The organism is Modestobacter marinus (genome assembly GCF_011758655.1).
GTDB classification, from domain to species: domain Bacteria; phylum Actinomycetota; class Actinomycetes; order Mycobacteriales; family Geodermatophilaceae; genus Modestobacter; species Modestobacter marinus.
Map to the genome: position 1 here is coordinate 2,835,499 of NZ_JAAMPA010000001.1, position 25,009 is coordinate 2,860,507.

General features: G+C 72.3%; 24 protein-coding genes. 13 read left to right on the forward strand and 11 right to left on the reverse strand.

The window, feature by feature from the left end; all coding sequences use genetic code 11:
- Positions 1 to 10 precede the first annotated feature (10 nt).
- Complete coding sequence (locus FB380_RS13410) at positions 11 to 1,222, reverse strand: oxidoreductase (protein WP_166755462.1); 1,212 nt, start codon at positions 1,220 to 1,222, stop codon at positions 11 to 13.
- A gap of 190 nt (positions 1,223 to 1,412) precedes the next feature.
- Between FB380_RS13410 and FB380_RS13415 the strand changes: the two genes are divergently transcribed.
- On the forward strand, positions 1,413 to 1,946 hold the full coding sequence (locus FB380_RS13415) for an NUDIX hydrolase family protein (protein WP_166755463.1): 534 nt from the start codon (positions 1,413 to 1,415) through the stop codon (positions 1,944 to 1,946).
- A 57-nt stretch (positions 1,947 to 2,003) separates the two neighbouring features.
- On the opposite strand, the gene FB380_RS13420 is transcribed toward FB380_RS13415, so the two are convergent.
- Positions 2,004 to 2,777, reverse strand: a complete 774-nt coding sequence (locus FB380_RS13420) for a thioesterase family protein (protein WP_166755464.1) — start codon at positions 2,775 to 2,777, stop codon at positions 2,004 to 2,006.
- A gap of 182 nt (positions 2,778 to 2,959) precedes the next feature.
- Here FB380_RS13420 and FB380_RS13425 point away from each other — a divergent pair, with 182 nt between their 5' ends.
- Positions 2,960 to 3,367 (forward strand): hypothetical protein, encoded by a 408-nt coding sequence (locus tag FB380_RS13425; protein WP_166755465.1) that lies wholly within the window; start codon positions 2,960 to 2,962, stop codon positions 3,365 to 3,367.
- A 72-nt stretch (positions 3,368 to 3,439) separates the two neighbouring features.
- Here the strand turns inward: FB380_RS13425 and FB380_RS13430 are convergent, their stop codons facing one another.
- Positions 3,440 to 4,390 (reverse strand): intradiol ring-cleavage dioxygenase, encoded by a 951-nt coding sequence (locus FB380_RS13430; protein WP_166755466.1) that lies wholly within the window; start codon positions 4,388 to 4,390, stop codon positions 3,440 to 3,442.
- Between the two features lie 123 nt (positions 4,391 to 4,513).
- Complete coding sequence (locus tag FB380_RS13435; RefSeq protein WP_166755467.1) at positions 4,514 to 5,761, reverse strand: MFS transporter; 1,248 nt, start codon at positions 5,759 to 5,761, stop codon at positions 4,514 to 4,516.
- A 235-nt stretch (positions 5,762 to 5,996) separates the two neighbouring features.
- On the opposite strand from FB380_RS13435, the gene FB380_RS13440 reads away from it, so the two are divergent.
- Positions 5,997 to 7,754: a putative bifunctional diguanylate cyclase/phosphodiesterase gene (locus FB380_RS13440; RefSeq protein WP_229682269.1), complete on the forward strand. Its 1,758-nt coding sequence runs from the start codon at positions 5,997 to 5,999 to the stop codon at positions 7,752 to 7,754.
- Positions 7,755 to 7,825: 71 nt separating this feature from the next.
- Here FB380_RS13440 and FB380_RS13445 read toward each other — a convergent pair whose 3' ends face one another.
- The 3 genes from FB380_RS13445 to FB380_RS13455 are packed head-to-tail and all read right to left on the reverse strand — an operon-like array spanning position 7,826 to position 11,634.
- A complete protein-coding gene (locus FB380_RS13445; RefSeq protein ID WP_166755469.1) occupies positions 7,826 to 8,212 on the reverse strand; it encodes a hypothetical protein in 387 nt (128 codons plus the stop codon).
- Positions 8,209 to 10,122, reverse strand: a complete 1,914-nt coding sequence (locus FB380_RS13450; RefSeq protein ID WP_166755470.1) for a primary-amine oxidase — start codon at positions 10,120 to 10,122, stop codon at positions 8,209 to 8,211. Before FB380_RS13450 ends, FB380_RS13445 begins: the two co-directional genes overlap by 4 nt.
- A gap of 39 nt (positions 10,123 to 10,161) precedes the next feature.
- Positions 10,162 to 11,634, reverse strand: coding sequence for an APC family permease (locus FB380_RS13455; protein ID WP_208382842.1), 1,473 nt, complete (start codon positions 11,632 to 11,634; stop codon positions 10,162 to 10,164).
- A 227-nt stretch (positions 11,635 to 11,861) separates the two neighbouring features.
- Here FB380_RS13455 and FB380_RS13460 point away from each other — a divergent pair, with 227 nt between their 5' ends.
- The 4 genes from FB380_RS13460 to FB380_RS13475 all read left to right on the forward strand — a co-directional run bounded on the left by FB380_RS13460 (position 11,862) and on the right by FB380_RS13475 (position 14,929).
- A complete protein-coding gene (locus tag FB380_RS13460) occupies positions 11,862 to 13,286 on the forward strand; it encodes an APC family permease (protein ID WP_208382843.1) in 1,425 nt (474 codons plus the stop codon).
- Positions 13,286 to 14,014 (forward strand): IclR family transcriptional regulator, encoded by a 729-nt coding sequence (locus FB380_RS13465; RefSeq protein WP_166755471.1) that lies wholly within the window; start codon positions 13,286 to 13,288, stop codon positions 14,012 to 14,014. The genes FB380_RS13460 and FB380_RS13465 overlap by 1 nt, the downstream gene beginning before the upstream one ends.
- A 52-nt stretch (positions 14,015 to 14,066) precedes the next feature.
- Entirely contained in the window at positions 14,067 to 14,297 is a 231-nt protein-coding gene (locus tag FB380_RS13470; protein ID WP_166755472.1) for a ribbon-helix-helix domain-containing protein, read from the forward strand.
- Positions 14,298 to 14,368: 71 nt separating this feature from the next.
- Entirely contained in the window at positions 14,369 to 14,929 is a 561-nt protein-coding gene (locus FB380_RS13475; RefSeq protein ID WP_166755473.1) for a GIY-YIG nuclease family protein, read from the forward strand.
- Here FB380_RS13475 and FB380_RS13480 read toward each other — a convergent pair.
- The 3 genes from FB380_RS13480 to FB380_RS13490 are packed head-to-tail and all read right to left on the reverse strand — an operon-like array spanning position 14,926 to position 17,791.
- On the reverse strand, positions 14,926 to 15,834 hold the full coding sequence (locus FB380_RS13480) for an alpha/beta hydrolase (RefSeq protein ID WP_208382845.1): 909 nt from the start codon (positions 15,832 to 15,834) through the stop codon (positions 14,926 to 14,928). The two genes, FB380_RS13475 and FB380_RS13480, sit on opposite strands and share 4 nt — an antisense overlap.
- Positions 15,834 to 16,769, reverse strand: coding sequence for an alpha/beta hydrolase (locus FB380_RS13485; protein WP_166755474.1), 936 nt, complete (start codon positions 16,767 to 16,769; stop codon positions 15,834 to 15,836). Before FB380_RS13485 ends, FB380_RS13480 begins: the two co-directional genes overlap by 1 nt.
- Before the next feature lie 2 nt (positions 16,770 to 16,771).
- Positions 16,772 to 17,791 carry an SDR family NAD(P)-dependent oxidoreductase gene (locus FB380_RS13490; RefSeq protein WP_166755475.1) on the reverse strand — a complete coding sequence of 340 codons (1,020 nt, stop codon included), beginning with the start codon at positions 17,789 to 17,791 and terminating at the stop codon, positions 16,772 to 16,774.
- A 63-nt stretch (positions 17,792 to 17,854) separates the two neighbouring features.
- Here FB380_RS13490 and FB380_RS13495 point away from each other — a divergent pair, with 63 nt between their 5' ends.
- A complete protein-coding gene (locus tag FB380_RS13495; RefSeq protein ID WP_166755476.1) occupies positions 17,855 to 18,526 on the forward strand; it encodes a TetR/AcrR family transcriptional regulator C-terminal domain-containing protein in 672 nt (223 codons plus the stop codon).
- 12 nt (positions 18,527 to 18,538) lie between these two features.
- Here the strand turns inward: FB380_RS13495 and FB380_RS13500 are convergent, their stop codons facing one another.
- Positions 18,539 to 18,703 carry a hypothetical protein gene (locus FB380_RS13500; protein ID WP_166755477.1) on the reverse strand — a complete coding sequence of 55 codons (165 nt, stop codon included), beginning with the start codon at positions 18,701 to 18,703 and terminating at the stop codon, positions 18,539 to 18,541.
- Between the two features lie 193 nt (positions 18,704 to 18,896).
- Between FB380_RS13500 and FB380_RS13505 the strand changes: the two genes are divergently transcribed.
- From FB380_RS13505 to FB380_RS26235, 5 genes are all read left to right on the forward strand, one after another.
- Positions 18,897 to 19,331 (forward strand): DUF898 family protein, encoded by a 435-nt coding sequence (locus FB380_RS13505; protein WP_229682249.1) that lies wholly within the window; start codon positions 18,897 to 18,899, stop codon positions 19,329 to 19,331.
- Positions 19,332 to 19,388: 57 nt separating this feature from the next.
- Positions 19,389 to 20,480: an endonuclease NucS domain-containing protein gene (locus FB380_RS13510; protein WP_166755478.1), complete on the forward strand. Its 1,092-nt coding sequence runs from the start codon at positions 19,389 to 19,391 to the stop codon at positions 20,478 to 20,480.
- Between the two features lie 73 nt (positions 20,481 to 20,553).
- Positions 20,554 to 23,325, forward strand: a complete 2,772-nt coding sequence (locus tag FB380_RS13515; RefSeq protein ID WP_188959668.1) for a type I restriction endonuclease subunit R — start codon at positions 20,554 to 20,556, stop codon at positions 23,323 to 23,325.
- Entirely contained in the window at positions 23,322 to 24,614 is a 1,293-nt protein-coding gene (locus tag FB380_RS13525; RefSeq protein WP_166755479.1) for a restriction endonuclease subunit S, read from the forward strand. The genes FB380_RS13515 and FB380_RS13525 overlap by 4 nt, the downstream gene beginning before the upstream one ends.
- Before the next feature lie 20 nt (positions 24,615 to 24,634).
- Positions 24,635 to 24,811 (forward strand): winged helix-turn-helix domain-containing protein, encoded by a 177-nt coding sequence (locus tag FB380_RS26235; protein ID WP_424991932.1) that lies wholly within the window; start codon positions 24,635 to 24,637, stop codon positions 24,809 to 24,811.
- Positions 24,812 to 25,009 lie beyond the last annotated feature (198 nt).

Genomic DNA, 25,009 nt, shown 5'->3' on the forward strand with positions numbered 1-25,009 from the left:
GGACGGCGGGTCAGGCGGTCAGCGAGAGGTCGGCGTCGGCGGGCAGGGTGGCGGCGGCCGCCCGGACCCCGGCGGCCACCGGTGGCAGGCCGATGCTCGGGGCGTGGCCGCGGAAGTTGGCCAGCCACCAGCGCCAGTCCGCCGGCAGCAGGTCGAAGGGTGCGGCGTGGCCGAGTTCCCGGGCGGCCCAGACCGGCCAGTGCGGGTTGGACAGCGCGGGCCGGCCGATCATCGCGACGTCGATCAGCTCCTGGCTGATGACGGCGTCGGCGGTCTGCGGGACGCCGAGGTTCCAGCTGGTGGCCACCGGGATGCCCACCTCGCGGCGGACGCGGGCGGCGCGGGAGACGAAGCCGGCGGGCTCGTTGAAGAAGTGGGGGTCGACCATCTCGTCGGTGTTGCCGCCCATGGACAGGTCGGCGAGGTCCAGGCCGTGGTCGGCCATCCAGCCGATCGCCTCGAGGGAGTCCTCGAACTGGGTGCCGGCGGGGTGGAAGTCGTCCGAGCCCAGCCGCATGGTCAGCGGCAGGTGCTCGGGCCACACCTCGCGGACGGCGTCCAGGGCCTCGAGCAGGAAGCGGGCCCGGTTGCGGTTGCTGCCGCCGTAGGCGTCGGTGCGCTGGTTGGCGAGCGGGGAGAAGAAGCTGGCGGCGAGGTAGCCGTGGGCGAAGTGCAGCTCCAGCCACTCGTAGCCGGCGTCGGCGGCGCGGCGGGCGGCGTCGGCGTAGCTGCGGTGCAGGGCCTTGATCTCGCCGACGGTGAGCTCGTGCACGGGGAAGGAGTGATCGCCGCCGGCCGGGATGGCGGAGGGGCCGACGGTCTGCCAGCCGTCCGGGTGGTCCGGCGGGAGGGCCTTCCAGCTGCCCTGGGCGTTGGTCTCCTGGTGCGGCGGGACCTCGCTGCCCTTGCGGCCGGTGTGCCCGAGCTGGATGCCCGGGACGGCACCGAACCGCTTGATCATCGCGGTGACCCGGGCGTGGCCGGCGATCTGGTCGTCGTCCCAGATGCCGGCGCAGGAGGTGGTGGTGCGGCCGTCGGGGGTGATGGCGACCTGCTCGGGGAAGACCAGCCCGAAGCCGCCGGCGGCGCGAGCCCCGAGGTACATGACGTGGTAGTCGTCCATCCGCCCGTCGACCGAGCCGTACATGGTCATCGGCGACATCGCGATGCGGTTGCGCAGCGTGACGTCCTTGAGGGTGAAGGGGGAGAAGAGGTCGGGCACGGGCTGTCCTCTCGGGGAGCGGCAGGTGCCCTGAGCACACCCGCCGCTCGCTCCGCCCCCGTTACGGCGACCGGGGGATGCGGTCAACTTCTCCGCACGACGCCGGCCGGCCCCGCGTGCGGAATGCGTCCGGGGCGTTCCGGACGGCCCGCTGCGATGGTCCCCGACCCGCATCGGTTAGACAGTGACCATGACCGAGGCGACGACGAGGAACGACGCTGGCTGGCTCTCCGGTGAGGAGATGGACGCCGCCCGCGAGCGGCTGCCCATCCTCTACATCGACGCGGTGCCGGTGCGGGTCGACGACCAGGGCGTGGTGACCGCGGTCGGGCTGCTCCTGCGGGCCGGCAGCGACGGGCTGGTCAAGCGGGCGCTGGTGTCGGGCCGGGTGCTGTACCACGAGCGGGTGCGGTCGGCGCTGCTCCGGCACCTGGAGAAGGACCTCGGCCCGCTGGCGCTGCCCCGGGTGCCGCCCGCGCCGCAGCCGTTCACCATCGCCGAGTACTTCCCGACGCCGGGCGTGACGCCGTTCCACGACCCGCGGCAGCACGCGGTGTCGCTGGCCTACGTCGTCCCGGTGGAGGGCGACTGCGCGCCGCAGCAGGACGCGCTGGAGCTGACCTGGTTCACCCCGCAGGAGGCCCGGGAGCCGGCGCTGCTGGCCGAGCTGGCCAACGGGCAGAGCCACCTGCTGCTGCAGGCGTTGGCGCACCTCGGCGTCTGAGCCCCTTGTTCTCACTTCGACCAGGAAGTGAGAACAAGGCGGCGGTCTCTCCTCAGTTCAGCGCTCGCGGACGAGCAGTGGCTGGGAGACCTGGCCGATCTCGCCGGCGGCGTCGGACAGCGTGCCCAGGCACAGCCCGATGCCGTCGGCGGCGATCGAGCTGCGGGCGGCCAGGTGCACCCACTCGCCGTCCGGCTCGCGGGTCAGGTGGGTGGTCATGCCCGGCGGGATGGACAGCCAGCTGCTGATCGGCAGCTCGGCGGAGATGCCGTTGGCGGCGTCGGCGGCGACCAGCGTGCGATCCACGCCGGTGAGCTCCTGCCCGGCGATCAGCGGGACCAGGACCCGGGTCCAGACGTCGGCGGCGCCGGTCTTCTCCGGTGAGCCGGCGGTGTAGCGCCAGTCCAGGGCCTGACCGAAGCCCCAGTCGGTGAGGTCGGGGAGCAGCTGCACCGACTCGTCGGGGACGGCGGGCGGCGGGGTCAGCTCGGTGACCACCGGCGGCGTCGGGCCGGTGGCGATCGACCAGACCCGGGCGACGGCGACGGTGCGTCCCTCGACGGTCATCGCGGCCTCCGTGAGGTCGATCCGCCGGCCCGGGCGGACGGGGGAGACCTCGACGGTCAGCTCGCGGCGGGGGATGGCGCCGAAGAAGTCGACGCTGACCCGCGCTGCCCGCATGTGCTCGCCCGCGGCGGCGGTCGCCAGGTGCGCCAGCAGCGCGGACGGCGGACCGCCGTGCTGGGCGCTGGTCTCCCAGGGGCTCTCGGTGGCCCGGGTGGGGGAGAAGTGGTGGTCACCGAGCGGCAGGTAGAAGGCCTCGAGGTCCATGCCCGCAGTCTGGCCGGGGGTGCCGGGGATCCGTCTGGGTGGTGGTCGCCCAGTCGTGGACGGTGCGCAGCGTGAGTGACCAGTCACGGACTGTCCGTGACATCGTTATCGTTGATACGGAACGGTCTCGGTTACGTGTCGAGCCCTTCCGGCGTCGCACAGCCGGTGCCCAGGATGCCGGCATGACGTCAGCAGAGGTGGTCGGCAGCCGACCGTCCCGCCGGGCCCGGGCTCGACTGCTCGTGCCGCTGGACGGCACGGCGGCCAGCTCCACCGAGCTGACGCGGGCGCTGCGGGACGCGGTGCGGCAGGACGGTTCGGTGCTCGCCTGCGCCGTGGTGGGGCCGCGGGTCGACGACGTCGAGCGGGCGCAGATCCGGACCGCGCTGGAGGCCCAGGTCGCCGAGGTGGTGGCGGACACCGGGGTGCACGGGCGCACGGAGGTCGCGCTGCTCGACGCGGTGGTGTTCGAGGCGCTCTGCGGGGTGGGCCGCGGTGGCACGCTGGTCGTCGTCCAGCAGAACCGCCGGACGGTGCTGCGTTCCGCGCCGCCGCGGGAGCCGGTTCGGCCGATCGTCCGGCACGCCTGACCCCACGCGCGCTGCCCGGCGCTGATCCCCGGGAGCCGGGGCTCGCGACTCCGACCCCCGGAGACGGTCCGATCAGCCGGGCGGGCCGGCGGGAGCCCCGCCTCGGCCACCGCCGGCCGGTGCAGCTCCGGCGCTGGGCGTCGTCGTGGTGTCCACCCCGACCGGGAGGAAGACGGTGTAGCCGCTGGACACGTCCCCGCTCACGGTGGCCAGCTGGCTGGCGCCGCCGTCGTCGCCGAACACGTTGTCGTTGGTGAGGGTCACGTCGGCGAGGTTGCGCACCGAGCTCTCGTAGCCGCTGGTGGCGTAGACCGCGTCGCAGACGTCCTTCGGCAGCGCGACCTGGGAGGTGGCGATCGTGGTCGTCGCGTCGGTGATGCTGTCCTGGTCGGGGTAGACCTCGAAGTGGACATGCGGCCACCGCCCGGAGTAGCAGGCCGGGACGATGCTGGTGAAGGTGACCGTGCCGGCGGCGTCGGTGACCTGCACGCCGCGCAGGTAGTTCTGGTCGGTGACGCCGTCGGAGTACATCGAGTAGTTGCCGTCCCGGTCGCAGTGCCACACGTAGACGGCGACCCCCGCGAAGGGCACCCCGCCGTTGGCCAGGTCGCGGACGGTCAGTCGCAGGGTCATCGGTACGCCCTCTGCGGTGCCTCTGGCCTCGCCGAAGCTGGACCGGATGTCGCTGCGGACGATGCCGCTCTGCTCCAGCACGTCGGGCCCGTTGGACCCGTCGCCGGGGTAGGGGCCGGCCGTCTCGTCGGGGATCTCGGTCAGGGCGCCGGCCGCCGTCCCGCTCGCCGAGGACGACGTCGCCGCTGCGCTGGAGGTGCTGCTCGTCCCGCCGCAGGCGGCGAGTCCGGCGCCGGCCGCGCCGAGGCCCAGGAACGCGAGCATCCGCCGGCGGGTGACCAGGGTGCCCAGGTCGAAGCCCAGGCCCTGGTCGACGACCTCGTCCTCGGGGCGGGGCAGCGGGCGGCCCTCGTAGCTGGGGCTCTGGCTGGGCTGGGGGTGCGCGGGCACGCTGGCTCCTGACGTTCGGCTTCCGGTACCGGGCACCCTCGGTCGTTCTCCGGTGCGCGGGACGTGGGCCGACTGTGGCGCCGCTGTGCGTCCGGCGGCGCGCCGTTCTCGGGAGCCCCGGCGTCAGGCGGGGACCAGCTCCGGCTCGCGGTCGGCGGCGCGGGGCGCAGCGGCGGTGTGGGCGAGCCCGGCGGCGACGATGAAGGCGGCGCACACGGCGGGGAGCGCGAGGGCGGTGTCCGCGCCCAGCCGGTCGACGACGACGCCGGTGACCGCGGAGGAGACCGCCTGACCGACGACCACCGCGGACCCGAGCATGGTCATGGTGGTCGCCGAGCGGCCGGTCGGGCTCAACGTGGCGGCCAGGCTGTACTGGGTGACCAGCGTGGGGCCGATGCCACAGCCGAGGACGGCGAGCGCGACGATCAGCGCCGGCTCCGACCGGGCGGAGGCGTAGGCGATCGCGGCGGCGAGCATCAGCGACCCGAACACCAGCCAGCGGGCGCGCAGGCCGAACCGCGCCGGGAACGCCGCCGTCCCCAGGGCGAGGGCCGCCGACCCGATGCCCATGACGCCGTAGAGCAGCCCGGCCCGGTCGCCGTCGCCGTCCGCGGCGAGGAACCCGGTGAGCGAGGTGAGGGTGGCGCCGAAGAAGAAGCCGATGCCGAGCGTGCCGGCGATCACGGTGAGCAGCGGGAAGCGGGCCAGCTCCCGGGCGGGTGCCTGCAGCCGGGGGGCGTCCGGGGTGCCGAGGTGCAGCCGGCCGGTGGGGTGCAGGGCGAACCGGGTGACGAAGACGAAGGTCAGCGCCGAGGCCCCGGCGATGGCGACCCACGGGGCGATGGCGGTGGCGAGCAGGCCGACCAGAAACGGGCCGACGATGAAGACCATCTCGTCGGCCGCGGACTCGTAGGCCATCGTCGAGTTGAGCACCCGCTCCCGCTGGTCCCGCCGGATCGAACGCTTGATGATCGCCACCAGGCGGGTGCGCGACATCGGGGCGATCTGCGGCGCCGAGGCGCCGATCAGCACCGACAGCGCGAGCAGGCCGAGGGCCGGGGTGGCGCCGGCGACGACGAACGGGAAGACGCCGAGCAGGGTGGCGTTGACCAGCCCCACCGGGACGAGCACCCGGCGCTGCCCGAGCCGGTCGGCGGCCGCGCCGAGCAGCGGCCCGACGAGGGCGGTGCCGAGGCCGGCGGCGGCGGAGTTGAGCCCACCGAGGGTCACCGAGCCGCGCTCGGCGACGACGAGGGTGAGGACGCCGACGGTCATCATCGCGAAGGGGAGCCGCGCGATGAAGGCGAGGGGGAAGTAGGAGAAGCCGGCGTGCCGGATGAGCTCGGTGCTGGCGGAACGGGTGTGGAACATGACCTCTGCTGGCGGTAGGGCGTGCCGCCTTGCTCAGCAAGCAGGTAGTTACACACGTGTTTCCGGAACCGCACGACGATAACCGACCGTGGTGCCGGCGGCCGGGTGGTCCGCCCGTTGGAGGGAGCGCGGTGGCGGATGTCTTACGGTCGCCTCTCACCCCGAGGTGGTGGTCCGAGGACTCGTCGGTGCCGGAACCGTTGAGTTCGCCCCGGTTACGCTCGATGAAGTGCGCATGCGGATCAGCGGGATGGCTCCCGAGGTGGCGACCCCTCGCGTGGTCGCCCGCACCGCCGGCCTGCTCACGGCCCTCGGCGGGCTGGCGGCCGTGGCGCTGGTGCTGGCCACCCCGGACGGGCTCGACCAGTTCGCCCCCGCGGTCATCGCACTCGGGCCGTTCACCATGCTCGCCGGGCTGGCCATCATGCGGTGGGGCAGCCGGGTGCCGCGGATCTTCTACCAGGTGCTGCTCGCGGTCGGCGTCGTCGGCGTCGGCGTCTTCGCCGGGTCCGCGCCCACCGCCAGCGGCGGGGTGGCCGTGCTGGCGCTGATGGCGTTCGCCTCGATGGACGCCTTCCTGTTCTTCCCGCTGGCGTGGGCCGTCGGCTTCGTCGGCGAGGTGCTGGCCATCGGCACGCTGGTGGTCGTGGTGCGCGGCGACGTGGCGGCCGGACCGGCCGCCGTCCTCGGGGTGCTGGTCGTCGGCTCGGCGGGGGCGATCGGCGTGCTGGCCAGCCGGGCCGCCAGCGCCGGCGAGGACGCGCTGACCGGCCTGGTGAACCGGCGGGGCTTCGACGAGCTGCTGGACGCCGCGGTGCGCACGGCCGTGCGCAGCGGCGAGCCGCTGTCGGCGGCGCTGTTCGACCTGGACCACTTCAAGGCGGTGAACGACACCCGGGGGCACGCCGCCGGGGACGAGCTGCTGCGCACGGTGGCCGGCACCTGGACGCCGCTGCTGCCGGCCGGCGCGGTGCTCGCCCGGCACGGCGGCGACGAGTTCGCCCTGCTGATGCCCGGCCTGGACGGCGAGCCCGCGCTGGCCGCCGTCGAGCGGCTGCGGGCGGCGCTGCCCCGGGTGGGCACCTCGGTGGGCGTGGCCGCGCTCGAGGCCGGCGACTCGCCCGCCGGCCTGATGCGGCGGGCGGACGCAGCGCTGTACCGGGTCAAGTCACGCGGCCGCGGGCGGGGCGAGCTGGACGCCGGCGGGCAGAGCCCGCTGGCCCGCGACCTCGGGGCGGCGCTCGTCGACCCGGGTGCCGGCGGGCTCGCCGTGCACCTGCAGCCGATCGTCACCCTGGCCGACCGGGAGGTCGTCGGCGTCGAGGCGCTGGTGCGCTGGACGCATCCCGAGCGCGGTCAGGTGTCGCCGGCGGAGTTCGTGCCGGTGGCCGAGCGCGAGGGGCTCATCGGCGCGCTGGGCTCGTTCGTCGTGGAGACGGCGTGCTGGTCGGCCCGCGCGCTGTGCGAGGCGACCGGGCGGGACCTGTTCCTGACCCTCAACGTGTCGGGCCTGGAGCTCGACGACCCCGACTTCCCGGACACCGTGCTGGCGACCCTGGCACGCACCGGCTGGCCGGCCGGGCGGACCGTCATCGAGGTGACCGAGAGCCTGGTCGAGGCGGAGTCCGCCCGGTCGATCGGCGCGCTGCACGTGCTGCGCGCGCACGGCCTGCAGGTCGCGATCGACGACTTCGGCACCGGCTACTCCGCACTCGCCCGGCTGGACACGCTGCCCGCCGACCACCTGAAGCTGGACAACTCGTTCGTCTCCACGATCACCACCTCCACCCGGCGGGCCCGGCTGCTGGGCAGCGCGGTGGCGCTGGCCCACGCACTGGAGCTGACGCTCGTCGCGGAGGGCGTGGAGACCGAGGAGCAGGCGCGGGTGCTGACCGAGCTGGGCTGCCCGCTGGCCCAGGGCTGGCTCTTCGGCCGCCCCCAGCCGGTCGAGGCCCTGATGGCGTCGCTGGCGAAGGCCCCCGCCGCCGCCTGACCTGACCGTTGTGCGCTCGGCGTCGGTCCGGGTCGACGGAACCGACGCCGAGCGCACAGCAGTGCCCAGGATCAGGGACGGCGGAGGGCGGCCGCGCCGGCCAACCCCAGCTGGGCGGTGACCAGCCCCAGGCCCAGCCACATCAGCGCACCCGACCCGGCCTCGGCGTGCATGCCGTGCATCGCGTGCCGGGACGGCGAACCGCCGAGCAGCTGCGCGTGCAGGACGAGCATCGCGGCGTCCACCAGTGCGGTGAGCCGCCAGACCGATCCGGTCGGGTGCCGCCACAGGTGCCAGGCACACGGCAGGCAGGCCGCCGCCATCAGCACCATCGCCACCGAGCCGAGCGAGCCGTCGGCCAGCAGCAGGTGCACCGCCGCCGACGCGACCGCCAGGCCGGCGGCCACCCGGCCGAGGGCGAGCGCCCCCGGCCGGGCGGCGACGACGGCCGTCGTCATGAGCAGTGCCCCGCGCCGGTCGCGCAGTGCGACGAGGTCGACGCCGGCACCCCCAGCGCGGGGTTCCGGTCGAAGAAGCCCACCGGCTTGAGGGTGAAGCCGGCATAGTCGGTGGGCATGACCGGCCAGTCCTCCGGGCGCGGGAAGTGGGTGAGCCCGAAGGTGTGCCAGAGGACGACGTCGGTGTCCTCCACCGGGGCGTCGTCGGCGACGAACGACGGCAGGCCGCCGTCCCCGGGGTGCTGGTTGACGAAGTCGCCGGCCGCGTACCGCTCGGCCGGGTCGTAGGCGGTCACCCACAGGCTCTTGGTGGAGAAGGCGGCGCGGGAGGCAACCGAGGAGGAGTCGTCGGCCAGCAGCGTGGGCCCGTTCTCCGGGTGCAGCGCGTACCCGACCGGCTGGCCCAGGCGGTTGTGCACCGACGGGTTCACGACGTGCCAGGTCCGGCCGACGGTGGCGTCCGTCGTCCGGGCGGCGGCCTTCTCGGTGGTCAGCGGGGTGAGCTTCCGGGTGAACGCGTTGCCGTAGGGGTTGGTCTCGCTGATCGGCAGCCGGACGGCGTCCACCTCGTGCACCGTGTTGGCCACCCCGTCGACGGCCATGTCCAGCCGCGCGGAGAACAGGTGCTGGTGGAACGGCGCCCCCAGGCCGGGGGCGATCTCGGTGGCGAACGGGTGCTCCTCGCCGCGGTAGGCGGAGGTGAACACGATTCCGGTGGCCTTGGACTCCAGCGCGATCGTGCCGTCGGTGTGGAGGTACCAGTAGAAGCCGTAGTCGTAGTTGCCGATCGTGGTGAAGAAGCTGATCACCAGCCGCCGCGAGCGCCGGGTCTCGAGCATCCCGTTGAAGATGTCGGTGTGCTTCCACCCGACGCCGTAGTCCTCCTCGTGCAGGCAGATGGCGTTCTTGATCACCCGCGGGTTGCCGGTCTCGTCGGCGAGCGTGGCGTCGAAGTAGAGGATCTCGCCGAGGCAGTCGCAGCCGAGCTCGAGTGAGTTGGTGTACCGGGCGAAGAGGTACTCGCCGGTGTCGAAGTAGTTCTGCCAGAACCGCACCGGGGAGGGGTCGGCGTAGGGCACGACCATCTCGCTGATCGAGGCGCGGTGCACGACCGACCGGCCGTCGATGGAGAGCTGGTTGAGGGTCAGCCCCTCGCGGGCGTCGAACCCGACGCGCACCTCCCAGCCGGCCCACCGGATCACGTCGTCGTCGACGGTGAAGCTGCGGCCCTCGGGCTGGGTGATCTCGATCGGCTTCAGGTCGCGGACGACGTCGGGGGTGAGCTCGGCGCGCTCGGCCGGCACGGGGAGGTCGAAGTGGTCCTGGACGTCGATGGCCACGCCGCGGGTGACGTCGACGAACGCGACGACACCGTCCACCGGGTGCGCCCAGGGCAGGTCGGTGGGGTCGGCCTGGTGGAAGCCGAGCACCCGGACGATGCGGTGGCCGTACTCGTCGGGGAAGTAGGAGCCCGCCGAGAGCGGCACGCTGCGCACGTTCGCGACGTCCAGGCCGCGCTTGGCCATCGCGGTGACCCAGCGCTCGTCGGCGGCGAGGATCGGCTCGATCGCCTTGAACTCGTCGTCCAGGATCGGTACCTGCCCGTCGACGAGGGCGTCGATGGGCGTGTTGCTCTCCACCAGCCCGGCGGTGATCGAGACGGTGAGGTCGGCGCCGTTGCCGGTGGCGCGGTCGAGCAGCAGCACCCGGGCCCGGCGCTCGATCGGGTCGCCGGGCTGCCAGGCGAGGACGACGTCCTTGTGCGGCTCGTCGAGGCCCACGTAGACGAACTTCGTCCGCTCACCGACCAGGCCGGCGTCGGCCACGATGCCGCGGATCGCGGTGAACTCCGCCGCGGACAGCCGGGAGAGCGGGTGGGTGGCGGTGCTGACGGGGGCGGTCATCGTCATGGGTGGTGCTCCTTCGTGGAGGCCGGGTGTGGGGGAGGGTCAGGAGGAGAGGTCGGTGTCGGTGAGCGCGGCGGCGTGCGGGCGGGCCCGGGCGATGACCGCGCCGGCGGCGAGGGTGGCCAGCAGCAGCACGCCGGCACCGACGCCCAACGTCGTCGACTCGCCCATCAGCAGCGGCAGGTTCTGCACCAGGACGACGAGGACGGCGGCCAGCCCGAGGAACCCCAGGCCCGGCGCGATCAGCGTCTGCCAGGGGCGGGTGTCGACCCGGGTGCGGCGGAAGAAGACGAGCACCGCCGCGCAGGTGAGCAGCATCAGGGCCACGATGCCCACGGTGGCGATCCCGGACAGCCAGGTGAAGACCTCCAGCACCGGGTCGAGCCCGGCCAGCGCGCACACCACCATGAGTGCCGCGCTGATCACCGTCTGGGTCAGCGAGGCGGTGGCGGGGGAGGCGTGCGTGGCGTGCGCGCTGCCCAGCCGGTCGGGCAGCACTCCGGTGTTGCCGAGGTTGAAGTAGTAGCGGCTCAGCACGTTGTGGAAGCTCAGCGCGCAGGCGAACAGGCTGGTGACGAGCAGGACGTTGAGGACGTCGGCCGCCAGGGTGCCGAGGTAGACCTCCGTCGTCTCCACGACCATCGAGCCCGGGTCGGCGGCGGCCCGCTCGACCACCGCGCCGTCGCCCCAGGCGGTGACGATCGCCCAGCTGGAGACGGCGTAGAAGACGCCGATGATCGCCAGCGCCAGGTAGGTGGCGCGGGGGATGGTGCGCTCGGGCTCGCGGGCCTCGTCGCGGAAGACGGCGGTCGCCTCGAAGCCGATGAACCCGGCGATGGCGAACATCAGGCCGAGCGCGGGCGAGCCGCTGGTCACCGTGGACAGGCTGAAGACGCCGGTGGAGTACCCCTCCGGGCCGCCCTGCCCGACGACCGCGACGTCCAGGACGACGACGATCGCGACCTCGGCGACGAGCAGTAGCCCGAGCACCTTGCTGGACAGGTCGATGTGGCGGTAGCCGAGGACCCCGATCCCGGCGACGACGGCGAGCGTCCACACCCACCACGGGGGGGACGTGAGGCCGTAGCGGCCGAGCAGGTCGGCGATCGCCTGCCCGACGTAGCCGAGCACCGCGCCCTGGATGGTGACGTAGGTGAGCAGCGCGAGCATCGCCCCGCCCAGGCCGAGCGGGCGGCCCAGGCCGCGGGAGATGTAGGAGTAGAAGGCGCCGGCCTGCGGCACGTGCGGGGTCATCGCGACGAACCCGACGGCGAAGAACAGCAGGATCACCGCGCTGACGACGAAGCTCGCCGGGTAGCCGGCGCCGTTGCCGACGAGGACGCCGATCGGCACGGCCCCGGCGATGACGGTGAGCGGCGCGGCGGCGGCGACGACCATGAAGATGATCGCGCCGACGCCGAGCGAGCCGGTGAGGCTGCGGGTCGTGACGGCGCTGGGCTTGCTGCCGGTCGACGACGTCGGCGCACCGGTGGCGGGCGGGTCGGAGATGGCCAAGGCTGGGCTCCCGGGTCCGGCGGCGCCCCGGTGGCGTCGCGTTGCCCGCAGACCCTGGCCGCGGCCGGTTGCCGTGGCGTTCCTCGTTGCTGACGTTCTCCGACGGCGCGAGTGAGAAAGCTCGCCGGTGGCCTTCTCGTTCGGCGACCCCAGCGTGGATCCCGCCGGTAACACAGGCGCAACGGGCGGCTGCCTACGCTCCGGCGTCCTGACCTGGAGGCGCCCGCGTGACCCGACTCGCCCACGTCTCACCCGTCGCCGGGCTGCACCGGCGGCGGCTGTCGTTCCCCGAGGTGCTGGCCCAGTCGGTCTCGGCGCTCGCGCCCTCGGCGGCGATGGTGACGGTGCCGGCGATCGTGCTGGTGGACGCAGGCCGGGCCACCCTGCCGGTGCTGGCCGCCGCCACGGTGCTGGTGCTGCTGGTCGGCTGGTGCGTGTCGCTGTTCGCGCAGCGACTGGCCGCGGTCGGCGGGCTGTACACCTACACCGCGCAGGGCCTGGGGCCGCTGCCGGCGGTGGTGGGCGGGTGGTCGCTGGCGATCGGTTACGCGGCGGTGGCGATGTCGGCGCTGGTGGGGTGCGGGCTGTACCTGGCCGCCCTGCTGGGGCTGCCCTCGTCGGCGGTCGCCCTGCTCGTGCTGCTGGTGGGCGGGCTGGCCGGGTGGTGCACGGTGCGCGGGATCCAGCTGTCGGCGCGGCTGGCGCTGGCCCTGGAGGTGGTGTCGATCGCGGTCGCCCTGGTGGTGCTGGCCGTGCTGCTGCTGCGACTGGACGGCGACCCCGGGACGGCGGCGCCACTGGTGGACGGTGAGGTCCGCTGGGGCGGGATCGCGATCGGCGTCGTCCTCGGGGTGACGGCGTTCATGGGGTTCGAGAGCGCCGGGGTGCTGGGGGTGGAGGCGCAGCGGCCGCTGCTGGCGGTGCCGCGGGCGGTGCTGTGGACGCCGGCGGTGGCCGGGGCGCTGTTACTGATCGGGGCGGTGGCGCAGGTGGTGCTGCTGCGCCGGGCGCCGCTGGAGGTGCTGACCGGGCCGGTGCCGGTGTCGTCGCTGGCGGCGGACATCGGCGGGCTGGTGCGGCTGCTGGACGCCGGGATCGCGGCGTCGTTCTTCGCCTGCGTGACCGGGTCGGTGAACGCGCTGGCCCGGGTGCTGTTCTCGATGGGCCGGGAGGGGGTGCTGCCGGCTTCTCTCGGCCGGACCCACTCCCGACTGGGGACGCCGTTCGTGGCGCTGCTGCTGAGCCTGCCGCTCGTGGTCGCGGTGCCGTTCGTCGCGCTGATGGCCGGGGCGGGCGGGCGGTCGGTGCTCACCGGCACGATCACCGTGTCGGCGTTCGGCTACGTGCTGGCGTATGTGCTGGTGTGCGTGGCGGCACCGGCGTTCCTGCGCCGGATCGGTGAACTGACCGTCTGGCCGGTGGCCGTCGGGCTGGGCGCGGCGGGGTTGTGGCTGCTCGTGCTGCTGGTGGCGCTGGGTGGGGAGTCGTGGCAGGGCGGCCGGACGATGTCGGTGGTCTACCTGGGGTCGCTGCTGCCCGGGGTGGGGTGGGCGCTGTGGCTGCGGTTCCGGCGGCCGCGGCGGCTGAGCCGGGTGGGGGTGTACGACGAGCCGACGGTGGCCAGCGTGCTGCCCGGGTCGCTGGCGGCCTGATGGCCGAGGGGTTGAGCGGCCGCCAGCCGAAGGCGGTGCAGAGCGCCCTGGCGGTGCTGGAGTGCGTGGCGCGGCTGGGGGCGGGGGTGACGGCGAAGGAGGTGGCGTCGGCGCTGGAGCTGCCGCCGGCCACGGCCTACCGGCTGCTGAACCTGCTGGTGGGGGAGGAGTACCTGGTGCGGCTGCCGGACCTGCGCGGGTTCGCGCTGGGCCGGAAGGTGGCCGGACTGGCCGGGGCGATCGCGCCGGTGCGGGTGCCGACGGCGGCCCGCGAGGTGCTGGCGGAGCTCCGGCGCGAGGTACGGGCCGGGGTGCACCTGGTGCTGTACACGGCGACGACGCTGCGGCTGGCCAACATGGACCAGGACCTGCCGTTGCACGACCCGGCGCTGGTGGAGCGGCACCTGCACGCCACGGCGGCGGGCCGGCTGCTGCTGGCCGAGCAGCCGGAGTGGCGCGACCTCCTGCCGCCCTCGCGGCTGACCCGGTTCACTCCCGCGACGGTGACCCGGCCCGACCAGCTGGACGCCTGCCTGGCCGAGGTCCGCGCGGTGGGTTGGGCGGCGCAGACCGGCGAGCTGCACGACGGGGTCGGGTGTGTGGTGGCCCCGGTCCGGTCGGCGGGCGAGCTGGTCGCCGGGGTGGTGGTGAGCGCGCGGGCGGACGTGCGGGAGCTGCCGGCCCGCGTCCGCGCGTGCACGCCCGTTCTGGCCGGGCTGCTGGCGTGAGCGGCGAGGGCACTCCTTGCTTCCGGCTCGCTATCGGCGGCAGCATTCGAGTGTGGAGCTGACGGTCGACCTGCCCGACGACGACGTCGCGCTCATCGACGAGTACGCCCGTACCTCCGGTCTGCGCGGGCGCTCGGCGGTCATCCAGCACGCGGTCCGCCTCCTCCGTCAGGCCGACCTCGACCGCGGCTACGCCGCGGCTTGGGACGAGTGGGAGCGCGCTGGCGATCAGGCGGCCTGGGAGTCCACCGCAGCGGATGGCGTGGTCGATGCGCCGCGGTGAATTGCGGCTGGTCGATCTGAAGCTGGCTCGCGGCGGCGAGGCCAGTTGAGCTCGTGCCGTTGACTGGCGACATGGACGACCTCGCCGCGGCCCTTTGCTCGGAGCCGTTGACCCTGGACCGGGCTTCGGACCAGGTGCCGGCGGCGCCGGGGCTCTACGCGTGGTGGGGTCGGTTCGGTGCGCTGCCGGGGATCTCCGGGCCGCGGCACCCGGCGGCTGACCTGCAGCTGCTGTACGTGGGTATCGCGCCGAACGGGGCGACGTCGCGGGCGACGCTGCGCAGCCGGGTGGTGGGCGACCACATCCGCGGGACGACCGGCTCGTCGACGCTCCGGCGGTCGCTGGCCGCGCTGCTCAGCGAGCAGCAGGGCTGGCGCAGCCGGTGGACGACGCGGCCGGTGCTGGTCAACGCCGACGAACTGCGGCTCTCGGCGTGGATGGGGGAGGCGCTCGCGCTGACCTGGGCGGAGCACCCGCAGCCGTGGACGGTGGAGGCGCAGGTGATCGCCGAGCTGGAGCCGCCGCTCAACCAGGCCGACAACGCCGCCCACCCGCTGTACCCGTTCGTCCGGGATGCCCGGCAGCGCTGGCGGGAGGCAGCGCGCGGCGAGGCCGGACCGGCTCTGCGTTAGGAGAGCGCGCGCGTGGTGTGCCGGGCAATGCCCTCGTAGGCGGCGAGGACGACGTCCCGGGGTGCGTTCAGGATGTTGAAGCCGTGCCCGACGCCGGGGAGGTCGAGGTGTTCGACGAGCGCACCGGCACCGGCCAGCCGCTCGGCGTAGCGCACGCCCTCCTCCCGCAGGATGTCCTTCTCCGCGGTGACCACGACCGCGGGTGCGATGCCGGTGAGGTCGGCGGTGTCGGTGGCCGCTGCGGGGGAGATCAGCCGGTCGGCACGCCGCGCCACGTCAGGGCAGTACACCGTGTCGAAGACCGGCCCCATCCGGACCAGGAAGGTCTCCTTGCCCTCGGCGGCCTTGCTCCTGGCGGGCACCGTCAGGTCCAGCGGCGGGTAGAGCAGCACCTGAAGGGCGATGTGGTCGGCGCCCTGCTCCAGCGCCAGCCGGGCCGCGCCGGCGGCCAGCGCCCCGCCGGCGGACTGCCCGCCGACGGCCAGCCGGCTCCCGTGCCACGGACGCTCCGGGGAGGCGGCCCAGACGGTGAGGTCGTAGGCCTGTTCGACCGGGCCAGGAAAGCGCGACTGCGGCGCCGGGACGTAGTCGACGTTGAGCACGGTGACGCCGGCCTCCGCGGCCAGGTACCGGCACAGCGGGTCGTCCTGCTCGGGGTGGCGCAGCACGAACCCGCCGCCGTGCAGGTTCACGTACACCCCGTGCCCGGCCGATCCGCCGTCCGGCAGGTACGCGGTGGCGCGGAGCTCGCCGTGCCGGGTCGGGATGGTGAGCTCCTGCGTCCTCCCCGGGATCTCGGCGAAGGCGATGTCCGGATCGATGCGCGCCGCTCCCGGCGCCTTCTGCACGAGCCGCGCGAGGCCGTCGGCCAGCGCGCGGCGGACCGCCGTCCCCGGGCGGTTCATCAGCCGACCTCGTCCCGGGCGCCGAGGGTGGCGGCCAGCCACGCGCGGGCCCGGGCCAGGAGCGCGGTGGCCGGTTCGCTGTCCCGGGCCCAGTTCTCGAAGCCGTGCGGGGCGCCGGGGACGACGTCGAGGGTGGTCGGCACCCCGGCGGCCTCGAGGCGCTCGGCGTAGACGCGGTCCTCGGCGAGGAACAGCTCGATGTCACCGACGGCGAGGTACGCCGGCGGCAGCCCGGCGAGGTCCGGCTGCCGGGCGGCCGCCGCGTACGGCGACACGTCGAGGCCGCCGGGCGGGCCGCCCAGGTAGCCGCTCCAGCCGAGCCGGTTGCTGCGGTTGTTCCACACCCAGTGGTCGATCGCGTCGAGCGAGGTGTCGGCGGCGGTGCGGTCGTCGATCATCGGCGCGAACAGCCACTGCCCCAGCGGCTGGACGCCGTCCTCGTCGCGCAGCCGCTGGACCAGGGACGCGGCGAGCCCACCGCCGGCGCTCTCCCCGCCCACGACGACCCGGGCGGGGGCGACGCCCAGCTCGGCGGCGTGCTCCTGCATCCACCGCCAGGCGGCGCGGACGTCGTCGTGCGCGGCGGGGAAGGGGTGCTCCGGGGCGAACCGGTAGTTCGCCGACACGACGGTGATGCCCAGCTCGCGGGCCGTCGCCGCGCACAGCGCCTCGTCCTGGCGGGCGTCGCCGAAGAGCAGGCCGCCCCCGTGGATCCACAGCAGACCGCCGTCGTCCAGCCAGGTGTCGGGGCGGTAGACCCGGACCGGCCGGGCGTCGGTCTTCACGGTGGAGACGGTGACGCCGTCGGTCGTGCGCACCGGCATGACCCGGGTGGCCAGCCGGATGGCGGTGCGGACCAACTTCTTGGACGCGTCCGGGACGGGGAGCTTCTGCGTCACCTGCCGCAGCGCGGGGTCGACCTGCTCGATGTCCACGGTTACTGCACCGACCAGCCGCCGTCGGAGGGCAGGACGGCACCGTTGATGTTGACCGAGTCGTCGCTGAGCAGGAACGTGATCGACGCGGCCAGCTTCTCCGGGGTGGCGATCGACGGGATCTGCCGCTGGAACGGCCCCAGCCGGGCCGAGCCCGCCTCCGAGGGGTGCGCCGCCATCGGGATGCCGGTGGCCACGCCGCCCGGGGCGACGGCGTTGACCCGGATGCCCTGCGGGCCGTACATGAACGCCGCGCTGCGGGTCAGCCCGATCACCCCGTGCTTGGAGACGGTGTAGGCGTTGCCCGAGGCGTTGCCGCGCAGGCCGGCCTCGGAGGTGACGTTGACGATGGCGCCGGACTCCCGGGCCAGCATCGCCGGCAGCACCGCGCGGGAGAGCTTGAACCCGCCGGTGAGGTTGATGCCGATGACGCGGTCCCACATCGCGTCGGTGGTCTCGTGCAGCGGGGAGAAGTCGTCGTTGATGCCGGCCACGTTGGCCAGGCCGTCGATGCGGTCGCCCGCCGCGGCGACGATCGCGTCGATGTCGGCCTGCTGGGTGATGTCGCCGACGACCGGCACGACCTTTGCATCGGGCAGCGAGTCGACCAATTCCTGAAGCCGGTCGGCGTTGATGTCGACGGCGATCACCCGGCCGCCCTCACCGGCGATGCGCGCCGCGGTCGCCCGGCCGATGCCGGAGGCGGCACCGGTGACGATCACCGTCTTGCCGGCGAACCGGCCCGGGGTGATCCGCTCGACCCAGCCCCCGGGCTCGTCGGACTCGGTGGGGAGGACGCCGCCGTTGACCTGCAGCACGAGGTCGTCGATCACCGACTGGGGCATCTGGCCCTGGCTCATCGACACCAGCTGCTGGAGCGGCAGGTCGCGCACCGGCGCGAGGGCTTCGGCGCCGACGCCGGCCTGCTGCAGCAGGCCGCGGATCAGCTCGCCGCCGGCCGGGTGGTCCAGCCAGGCGCCGACGGTGCTGTTCGCGGTGAGTGGCCGACCTGTGCTGGTCATGTCCGGTTCCCTTCGCCGCTATTCACGGTAGTGATTTCGAACGGTCCGCACGTACGGTAAGGCATGGCCGCGCCCGAACCGAAGCCCCTCCCGGCCCGCCGTGGTCGCGGCAACCGGGCCGGTCTGACCGCGGCCCGGATCGTGGCGGCGGCGCGCACGCTGGAGCCGGAGAAGGTGACGGTCAAGGCGGTCGCCGACCGGCTCGGGGTGGACCGGGCGGCGGTGCACCACCACGTCAGCGACCTGAACACCCTGCGGGAGCTGGTCGCGCTGGACGCGTTCGCCGCGCGGCTGGCCCCGGTCGTCATCCCACCGGGCGCGGACTGGCCCGACGCCTGCCGCCTGCTCGCCGTCTCGATGTACGACGCGGTGCTCGCCTCGGAGGGGTTCGGGGTCTACGTGCGGCTGACCTCGACCGACGTCGCGCTGCTGGAACCGGTCGAGCACACGCTGCGGATCATGCTTGCGGCGGGCTTCGACCAGGAGGCAGCGGCTCGGTTCCTTGCCACGCTCGCCACCCTGGCCGGGGCGACCGCGCGGGAGCGGTTGCTGGCCCGGCGGCCGTCGGGGCACCCCCAGCCGGCGGAGCTGCACCGTGCGCTCGAGGACCGGGACGCCGAGCTGCCGCTGCTGCGCCGCATCGCCGACGCCCCGCCGCTCACCTTCGACGAGGCGCAGCTGCACGCGGGCGTCGACCTGCTCCTCGACGGCATGGCCCGCCGGCTGCCGCAGTAGCCAGGCTGTCCGTCAGCGACGGACGACGGCGGTGTCGATCGTGCTGGTCGGGAAGCCGAGCGTCTGGACGACGGTGGAGATGTCGGCGTTGGCGGCGCCAGCGACCACCACGATCACGTCGTTCGGGGTGCGCGGGTTGGTGACCAAGTCGTCGTCCCGGTCCTGCCCGATGTCCAAGGCGGCGGCCTCGTCGAATGCGGCCTCGCCAGAGTGATTCTGGAACGCCGCAGTCGACTTGCCGCGGCTGGCGGCGCGCAGAGGGCCCGCCGTGCGGCCGGGGGGCCGGAATCCTCGCCATCAGTGCGACCCACGCGAGAGAAACGTCAAACCTTCCGAGCAGAGTGCTCGGTCGCCAGTACCGTGCCGCTCGTTGAGCACGAGCAACGGGGGGCAGGACATGGCGCGATCAGGGCGGTTCACGTTCGACGGTGGGGCGGCAACCTACGTGGGGACGGCGATCCTCGCCTTTCTCATCACCGTGCTGACATTGGGCATCTGTTACCCGTTCGCGCTGGTGCTGCGTGAACGGTGGCGGGCGAAGCACTCGTACATCGACGGCTACCCGCTGGTGTTCACCGGTTCGGCGATCGGCCTCTTCGGCAACTGGATCAAATGGCTGCTGCTCAGCGTCATTACCCTGGGCATCTACCTGTTCTGGGTCGGCCCGCGGATCACGAGCTGGAAGTGGGAGCACACCGCGTTCGACCCGACCCGACCCCCGCTGCCGCTCACCTCGGGCCCGGTGGCCGCGGGTCTGCCGCTCGGTGGGTGGGGGAGCAACCCGACGCTGCCGGGCGGGTACTGACCGCCCCGTCGGGAATCGGCGATCGTCACGACTGCACCGAGCTGGAGGACGTAGCACGTGCCACTCGAAGTAGGGCTCTGGCGGGTCGACGGCGACAAGCCGGTCAAGCTGACGGCGAGCGGTGTACCGCTCGAAGCCCAGCTGGAAGCCATGATCGAGGTGGATCCACGCATCCTCGGCACCCCGCTGCTGCTCATCGGCCGGCAGGTGCCCACGGACTTCGGGAAGTTCATCGACCTGCTCGCGGTCGACGACGAGGGTGCCCTGCACGTCCTCGAGCTCAAGCGCGACCGGACGCCGCGTGAGGTCGTCGCCCAGCTCCTCGACTACGGCTCGTGGGTACGGACGCTCACGCACGAGCAGGTGCTGGACATCTTCGCGGCCTACCGGCCGGGCGCGGTGTTCGAGCAAGAGTGGGCAACGGTCTTCGGCGGTGTCACCCCCGACGAGATCAACGGGGCACATCGACTCACGGTCGTAGCCGGTGACGTCGACCCGGCGACCGAGCGGATCATTGCCTACCTGGCGGACTTCGACGTGCCGATCAACGTCGTCTTCTTCCGGTACTTCGGTGACGGCGAGCGTGCCTATCTGGCGCGGACCTGGTTGATCGATGAGACCAGGACGCCCGCGCGTAAGGGCGGTGGCGGCGCGGGCGGATCGAAGGAGCCCTGGAACGAGCAGGACTGGTACGTCAGCTTCGGCGAGGAGAGCGGCAACCGAAACTGGGAGGACGCCCGCCGGTACGGCTTCGTCTCCGCAGGCGGCGGCGAGTGGTTCTCCCGGACGCTGCGCAAGCTCCCCGTCGGCGGTCGGGTGTTCGCCTACATCCCTGGGGGAGCCGGCGGCTATGTCGGCGTCGGCACGGTTACCGGAGAGGCTCAGCCGTTCGAGGCCGCGGTGGTGACCGTGGATGGCGAACAGCTACTGCTGTCGGACCAGCAGCTGGCGGCTGGCTACCAGCACCAGCCGTTGCCCAGCGGTGAGGACCACCGCGAGTTCGTCGTCCCCGTCGAGTGGACGGCAACCCGCTCGCGGGATGACGCAGTCTGGGTGAAAGGCATGTTCGCCAACCAGAACAGCGCGTGCAAACTGCGCAACCGCTTCACCCTGGAGCAGCTCGTCGAGGCCTTCGCACTGACCGACTGATTCGCTGTAGCGCCCTTCCGATGGGGCGGCGTTGCTGGTCTCGGAACGGGGGAGCACTTAGTGTCACGCGGCGATGACTGACACGGGGGAAGAGCCGCAGCTGACCGCTGAGCAACGAGCGCGCGTGCTCATCGACCGGCAGCTCACCGCTGCAGGCTGGTCGGTGCAGAGCCGAACGGAGCTCAACCTGTTCGCCGGCCAGGGCGTTGCAGTCCGCGAGGTCATCATGGCGCCGGGCCACGGCCGGGCCGACTACGTGCTCTACGTCGACCAGCGGGTGATCGGCGTCATCGAGGCAAAGCCGGAGGGGACGACGCTCTCCGGCGTCGAGTGGCAGTCGGCTCGCTACGCAGCTGGCCTGCCGGCCGCAGTGCGGCTCAAGGCCCTGACGCTGGATGACCGGCTGCCGTTCGTCTTCGAGGCGTCCGGCTCGGAGTTGCACATCACCAACGGGTACGACCCGGTGCCGCGGGCGCGGGCGCTCTTCTCATTCCCGCGGCCGGAGACACTCGCCCGCACCGTGCGCAACGCGGAGGACGACGCGGCCACCGCCACCTGGCGCGGCCGGGTGCGCACCATGCCCGACCTGATCATCGAAGGGCTGCGGCCCGCGCAGATCACCGCGGTCCAGGGCATCGAGCGTTCGCTGGCCGAGCAGCGCTACAGCCGGTCGCTGGTGCAGATGGCCACCGGCGCAGGGAAGACCTACACCGCCGTGACGAGCTGCTACCGGCTGCTCAAGCACGGCGGCTTCCGCCGCATCCTCTTCCTGGTCGACCGCAACAACCTGGGCACCCAGACCCTCGCCGAGTTCCAGAACTACGCAACGCCGGACGACGGGCGCCGGCTCACCGAGATGTACAACGTCGACATGCTCACCGGGGCGGGCATGGTGTCGTCGTCCTCGGTGGTCATCTCCACGATCCAGCGCGTCTACGCGGCGCTGCGCGGAGAGGCTGTTCCCGACCAGGACGATCCCGGGCTGGACGGCTTCACCCCGGACGCCCCGGTCGACGTCGTCTACAACCCCGAGCTGCCACCCGAGTCGTTCGACCTGGTCATCGTGGACGAGGCGCACCGGTCGATCTACGGGGTGTGGCGTCGGGTGCTGGAGTACTTCGACGCGCACATCGTCGGGCTCACCGCCACACCGGTGAAGCAGACGTTCGGGTTCTTCCAGCAGAACCTCGTGTCGGAGTACACCTACGCCCAGTCGGTCGCCGACAACGTCAACGTCGACTTCGACGTCTACCGGATCCGCACGCAGATCTCCGAGAGCGGTTCGACCATCGAGGCGGGCACGATCGTGCCGAAGGTCGACCGGCGCACCCGGGTGCAGCGGTACGAGGCGCTGGACGACGACGTCGCCTACACGTCCCCCCAACTCGACCGAGCAGTGACGTCGAAGAGCCAGATCCGGCTGGTCCTGGAGACTTTCCGCGACCGGTTGTTCACCGAGATCTTCCCGGGCCGGTCGACGGTGCCGAAGACGCTGATCTTCTGCAAGGACGACAACCACGCCGAAGAGGTCGTAACGACGATCCGCGAGGTGTTCGGCGCGGGTAACGACTTCGCCGCGAAGATCACCTACAACGGTCGCGACCCGAAGGGCGACCTGAAGAAGTTCCGGACGTCGCCGACGCTGCGGGTGGCCGTCACCGTCGACATGATCGCCACCGGCACCGACGTCCGGCCGCTTGAGTGCGTGTTCTTCCTGCGTGACGTGCGGTCGGCCGCCTACTTCGAGCAGATGAAGGGGCGCGGCTCGCGCACCATCTCACCGACCGATTTCCAGCTCGTGACGCCGGACGCGACGAGCAAGCACCGATTCGTGCTCGTGGACGCGGTCGGGGTGACCGAGCACGACCACGTCGACGCGACGCCGCTGGAGCGCAAGCGCTCGGTATCGCTGGAACGGCTGCTGGACAAGGCGGCTGCGCTCACGCTGACCGAGGACGAGACGTCGAGCCTGGCTTCGCGACTGGCCAAGTTGGAGCTGGACCTGACACCGGCCGAGCGGGGCGAGCTCGACGAACTGGCCGGCGGGTCGATGCGCTCGGTGGTGCAGGCGCTGGTCGCCGCGGTCGACCCCGACGAGCAGGCCAAGGCGGTCGCGGCCCGGCCGAGCGACCCGGAGGCCGCGGTGCAGGGGCTGCTGGACGACGCAGTGCGAGAGCTGGCCGCCCGGCCGCTGCTGCGGGAGCGGATCAAGGAGCTGCGCCGCCGGCACGATCAGCTGATCGACGAGGTGAGCGTTGACGTGCTGCTCGACGCGGGCGGTGTCGTCGACACCGAGCGGGCGAGGTCGGTGGTGACCTCGTGGCGGCAGTACCTCGACGACCATCGCAGCGAAATCACCGCCCTGGAGCTGCTGTACTCACGGCGCGCGGACCAGCAGGTCACGTTCGCCGAGCTGCGGGAGCTGGCCGAGCGGATCAAGCGGCCGCCGTACAACTGGACGCCGGATTTGATCTGGCGCGCCTACGAGGCGGTCGAGCTCGACCTGGTGAGCCACTCCGACCGGCACACGGTGACCGACCTGGTGTCGCTCGTACGCTTCACCCTGGGTGCGGACGATCGGCTGGAGCCGTTTGCCGCGAAGGTGGCCGAGCGCTACGAGGCGTGGCTAACCCAACAGGAGCAGTCCGGCGCCGAGTTCACCGCGCGGCAGCGCTGGTGGCTGGACCGGATGGCCGACGTGATCGCCGCGTCGGCCGGGATCACGGAGGACGACCTGGACAACGTGCCCTTCACCGAGCACGGAGGAGTGGACGGATTGCTTCGCGACCTCGGCGATCGCGCAGCGGTCTACCTCGCTGACCTCAACCGCGAGCTCACCGCGTGACCGAGTTGCCCGTTGGCTGGCGAGCGATGTCGCTATCTGAAGTAGCGGCCGGCGGATTCATCCGCGACGGAGACTGGGTTGAATCCAAAGATCAAGATCCCGCGGGCGACGTGCGGCTGACGCAGCTTGCCGATGTGGGCGTCGGGGTTTTCCGTGATCGGTCAAATCGATGGATGCGCACGGACCAGGTGGCCGCCGTTCGGGGAACCCTTCTCGCTTTCGGCGACATCATGATCGCCCGGATGCCGGATCCCATTGGCCGGGCGTGCATATACCCAGATCTGCCGTATGACGCGGTCACCGCGGTCGACGTGACTGTGCTCAGGATCGGTCGCGACGAATTTGACCCACAGTTCGTCATGTGGGCAATCAACGCCCCAAGCTTTCATGGGAAGGTGGTGGAGCATCAGTCTGGAACGACGCGCAAGCGCATCGCCCGCAAGAAGCTCGAAACCTTGACGGTTGGCATTCCACCATTGAAGGAGCAGCGGCGCATCGTAGAGCTGCTGGACGACCACCTCTTTAGCCTTGACGCGGCTAGCGACGGTTTGGAGCTGGCTGCTCGGCGAGCCGATCGGTTGTGGTTGAGCGCTGTGACGCGGCTGCTCTTCTCGAGTACTGAGCGCTGCATGGCCCCCCTTATAGACCTTCTTGACTTGTCTGTAGGCGGTGTCTGGGGGTCTGCGCCCGGGGAGGACGAGTGTGACGTGCGTGTCCTTCGGGTGACCGAGATGAGTCGGAACGGGAGTCTTGATCCATCGACCGCCGTTCTGCGTTCCATCTCAAAGCGGCAGCTGGATAGGCGTGAGCTTCGGGCAGGTGACCTCTTGCTTGAGAAGTCGGGCGGAGGGCCAAACACGCCGGTGGGTCGAGTTGGTCTCGTGGGCGAGTTGGACGGCTCGGCCATTTGTTCCAACTTTATGCAGCTCATGCGACCGAACGTCGATCGAGTGCTTCCTGAGTACCTGCATGTTTACTTGCAGTCGTTGCACTTGCGTGGGGGAACCCAGACGATGCAGACGGCTTCGACAAACATTCGAAACATAAAGGCATCGGAGTACGTCCGGCTTAGCGTGCCGATCCCTTCGATGGATGAGCAGGCCCGTATCGTCCGCGAACTGGAGGAACTGAAGGCGAGTCGGCAGCGGCTTTCCTCAGGATTGCTCGCGGCGACGCGGCGAGGTGTCGGCCTCAGACGCGCACTGCTCGACGCGGCTTTCTCGGGTCGGTTGACCGGGCGGTCGAGCGACCTGAACCGGGCCGAGGAGCTGGCCGAGGCGAACGCATGATCCCCGACGTACAGTCGCCAATGCGGCCGCTACTCGAAGCCGTCCGGGACGGGGAGCACATCGGGGGGCGCGACCTTATCGCTGCGATGAGCGATCGCTTTGAGTTGACTGACGAAGAGTGGACTGCATTGCTGCCCAGCAGTCGGCAGGGCTGGATGGACATTCGTGTCGGCTGGTCAATGAGGCACTTTTCCTAGGCTGGCCTTTCGACCGGTCGGCGTGCGGGCAGGTGACCAACACGGTCGCGGGACGCGACGTGCTGGCGGGGCACCCGGAGCGAGTCGACATTGGGGTGCTCATGCAGTTCGAGTCATACCGCGACTTCCGCTCGCGGAGCAACGTCCCGGACTCCGCGGGAGAGACGCCGCTGAGCTCGGAGCCGGATGCAGAATCGG

What these genes read in the sequence shown, in the direction of transcription:
- FB380_RS13435 (WP_166755467.1), bottom strand. Translation starts at nt 5,761, where the DNA reads ATGTTCCACACCCGTTCCGCCAGCACCGAGCTCATCCGGCACGCCGGC.
- FB380_RS13445 (WP_166755469.1), bottom strand. Translation starts at nt 8,212, where the DNA reads ATGACGACGGCCGTCGTCGCCGCCCGGCCGGGGGCGCTCGCCCTCGGC.
- FB380_RS13415 (WP_166755463.1), top strand. Translation starts at nt 1,413, where the DNA reads ATGACCGAGGCGACGACGAGGAACGACGCTGGCTGGCTCTCCGGTGAG.
- FB380_RS13420 (WP_166755464.1), bottom strand. Translation starts at nt 2,777, where the DNA reads ATGGACCTCGAGGCCTTCTACCTGCCGCTCGGTGACCACCACTTCTCC.
- FB380_RS13440 (WP_229682269.1), top strand. Translation starts at nt 5,997, where the DNA reads ATGCGGATCAGCGGGATGGCTCCCGAGGTGGCGACCCCTCGCGTGGTC.
- FB380_RS13515 (WP_188959668.1), top strand. Translation starts at nt 20,554, where the DNA reads ATGACTGACACGGGGGAAGAGCCGCAGCTGACCGCTGAGCAACGAGCG.
- FB380_RS13495 (WP_166755476.1), top strand. Translation starts at nt 17,855, where the DNA reads ATGGCCGCGCCCGAACCGAAGCCCCTCCCGGCCCGCCGTGGTCGCGGC.
- FB380_RS26235 (WP_424991932.1), top strand. Translation starts at nt 24,635, where the DNA reads ATGCGGCCGCTACTCGAAGCCGTCCGGGACGGGGAGCACATCGGGGGG.
- FB380_RS13475 (WP_166755473.1), top strand. Translation starts at nt 14,369, where the DNA reads ATGGACGACCTCGCCGCGGCCCTTTGCTCGGAGCCGTTGACCCTGGAC.
- FB380_RS13425 (WP_166755465.1), top strand. Translation starts at nt 2,960, where the DNA reads ATGACGTCAGCAGAGGTGGTCGGCAGCCGACCGTCCCGCCGGGCCCGG.
- FB380_RS13465 (WP_166755471.1), top strand. Translation starts at nt 13,286, where the DNA reads ATGGCCGAGGGGTTGAGCGGCCGCCAGCCGAAGGCGGTGCAGAGCGCC.
- FB380_RS13450 (WP_166755470.1), bottom strand. Translation starts at nt 10,122, where the DNA reads ATGACGATGACCGCCCCCGTCAGCACCGCCACCCACCCGCTCTCCCGG.
- FB380_RS13480 (WP_208382845.1), bottom strand. Translation starts at nt 15,834, where the DNA reads ATGAACCGCCCGGGGACGGCGGTCCGCCGCGCGCTGGCCGACGGCCTC.
- FB380_RS13490 (WP_166755475.1), bottom strand. Translation starts at nt 17,791, where the DNA reads ATGACCAGCACAGGTCGGCCACTCACCGCGAACAGCACCGTCGGCGCC.